Source organism: Ideonella azotifigens, assembly GCF_021043325.1.
Taxonomy (GTDB): Bacteria; Pseudomonadota; Gammaproteobacteria; order Burkholderiales; family Burkholderiaceae_C; genus Ideonella; species Ideonella azotifigens.
Genome location: NZ_JAJNKD010000043.1, coordinates 1 through 2563, shown reverse-complemented (window position 1 = coordinate 2563; position 2563 = coordinate 1). Strand labels below are relative to the sequence as shown.

Here is a 2563-nt window from a genome sequence, read left to right as displayed (position 1 = left end):
GTGGTGATGAGGTTGGGCTCGACCACCTGCGTCTGCAGGTTCCACAGCGGGTGCCACTGGGTGCTGATCTTGCGCTGGGGCTTGGCCGGGCCGACGATGGTGGCGGTGTAGCTGGCCAGGTCCGCCGGGCAGGTGTCGGCTGACTTGAGGCCTTCGACCCGCACCGTCTCCCGGTTGCTGCTGTCGTAGGCCATGCAGCTTCGGTTGCCGGCGAAGTCGACTCGGCTGGTGGCGTTGGCGTTGGCGTCAAACGTCTGGCTGCTCGATGCCGCGCTGCAGCCGCTGCCCCCGGGCTGGGTCTGGGTGCTGGCGTAGCTCATGCCGTTGACGATGCTCGCGCCCACGGTGTTGCTGTAGCCCAGCGGGCCTTGCACGTAGGCGTTGCCGACGTTCTTCCAGCGGTGGTGGATCCAGATGATGTTGTTGACCGCGTCGTACTCTTCGGTGATGTTCCAGCCGGGCTCCATGCCAGCGTCCCAGCTGGCGGTGTAGCGGTTCACACCCTGGCCTTCTTCGGTGCTGATCGCGTGGCCCACATCGTCGTAGCCAAAGCTCACGCGGCGCTTGCCCTCCTCGTCTACCACGCCGGTCAGCGCCCAGGCCAGGCCGGGTTTGTCGTAGATGAACTGCAGGTATTTGCCGTCGGGCCAGGTGAGCTGGCTCAGGCTGCCGCCGGTGTAGGCCACGCCAATGACCTGGCCGTCCACCCGGGTGACCTGCGTGATCACACCGGTGGCGTCGTACTTGAACTTGACCAGGTGGCCGAGTTGATCCTGCACGGTGAGCAGGTAGCCTGCATCGGGTGCGTCTGCGCCGGCAGCGGTGCTGTAGCCGTAGGTGAGCACCGTGCCGTCGGCCCGCTTCTCGGTGTTGAGCCGGCCGGTGCTGTCGTAGGTCTCTTCCCCGCGGGTCTGGGCGTCCACGTAGCGCCACCCGCCGCTGATGGCCACCAGCGTGTCGCGCACGCCGGGGTCGGGCACAAAGGCCCCGCCGGAGACCGCAAACGAGACCCAGCGGCCCAGGCCGCGTGAGGCTTGCATGCTGGCTGGCGTGTATTGCGTGCCCGACTGATAGACCAAGCGCTTGTGCAGGTTGCTCTCGACCAGCGTGCCGAATGAGGGCAGCGCCGTGTACGAAAACAGCAGGTCCGGATTGTCGCTGGGCAGCTTCCTGCGCATGTCGTAGCGCAGCTTCAGGCCGCCTAGGCCGGCGTCAAGGTCGACGTCGTAGCTGCTGCCGCCGATCAGCGGGTAGATCGGGTCTCCCACTCCGAACAGGCTCGCCTTCTTGCCAGGGCACGAGGCGGGCTTGTCGTGCCAGATGTCCTTCATGGGGACACATTGGCCCACGGAAGGCTCATATAGGTAACCAGGAACGCAGAACCCTGGTCGCCAAGTGGTATCTATATATCGCGAAGATCCCTCATCCCAAACAGACTGGTACTTGAATGGACACCAGTAGGTAACGTTGTTTATCGAACCGGTGGAACAGCCATAACAATTTTCTCCTTGATTCGCCGAGCACGCCGCTTTTGCTTCTGCGCTTGTATAGTACAGATCTGTAATTATTATTTTATGATGCTGGTAAAGCGCATCATCAGTCTCAATTATTTCAGCATACTGAGCTGCGCAGCTTATTGATAAACAAGATGCAGCAATGGCAAAGAAAATATGGTGGATCAATTTAGAAAAACTCATCTTAAACCACGTCAGATGCGGTGCTTTGATTGCCGTGTGGCAATGGCATTGTGGAAAAAACCAAGTAGCCAATGAGCTCACCTATTACAAAAGAAATTTGAACTCATCTACCCCTCCCATCGAACGCATTCCAACGCAAATGCAACACGTAACCTGAGTCTCCGATCGTGCGACTTTCTACCGAATCCAATACCCAGCTCGCCCCATCCCCTTGATTCAGGCACTGGGTCAGCTGCGTAGCTTGGGACTGATGGATGGCAACCACTTCCGCAGAGGCGGAATTACTCGCTGCATCAAACCTAAAGCTTGCCAATGACATGCCGTTGACCACGCACCGCTCCAACTCCAAAAGCCGAGCCTCGACCGGCAGTTGCAAAAGCTCCCCATCCCGCACCGCATTGACCTCCCACGGCGCTGAAGCGCCCCTGGCGGCCGGAGCCGCTTTGCGCGACACGCTCTGCTCAGCCGTAAGCAACGCCTCCTGAAGCCGCTGCAACTCCGCATGCTGTCGAGTGAGCAGCATTCCGAAGCCGCCGACAACTGCCAGGGTCAGCAAAGCCAGCGCAGGCCGAAGCCCCTTGAGGCGCCGCCTCGGCAAGAAATCAAACTGCAGCATGGGTGGCACCATGGGCCTCGTCCTCCATCGCCGCAATCGCAAAACCCGCACCAACGGACGCAGCCGCTCGCCGGACGTCGAGGCACCAAGCTGCCAATGGCTCGGTTGCCCTCAATCTTCGAAGCGCCTGGGTTGTCGATGCTTTTGTGGACGCATCGAACACCGACAGCGTGGCCGCAGCGCCGATGCGCCCCTTCGCGTCCACGCGCCAGTAGCTGATGCATTCGCCATCACAGAACGCAGCGCCCTC

The 2563-nt window shown here is 60.9% G+C and carries 2 protein-coding genes and 1 pseudogene; all 3 read right to left on the bottom strand.

The annotated features are described in order from the left end of the window. Positions 1 to 1331, bottom strand: a pseudogene (locus tag LRH25_RS32465) (hypothetical protein); the annotation flags it as partial. Positions 1332 to 1800: 469 nt separating this feature from the next. After that, positions 1801 to 2313 (bottom strand): hypothetical protein, encoded by a 513-nt coding sequence (locus LRH25_RS32460; protein WP_141291365.1) that lies wholly within the window; start codon positions 2311 to 2313, stop codon positions 1801 to 1803. Beyond that, positions 2300 to 2563 (bottom strand): hypothetical protein (locus LRH25_RS32455; RefSeq protein WP_231013279.1); only part of this gene is annotated, 264 nt, incomplete at its 5' end. The genes LRH25_RS32455 and LRH25_RS32460, both read right to left, overlap by 14 nt.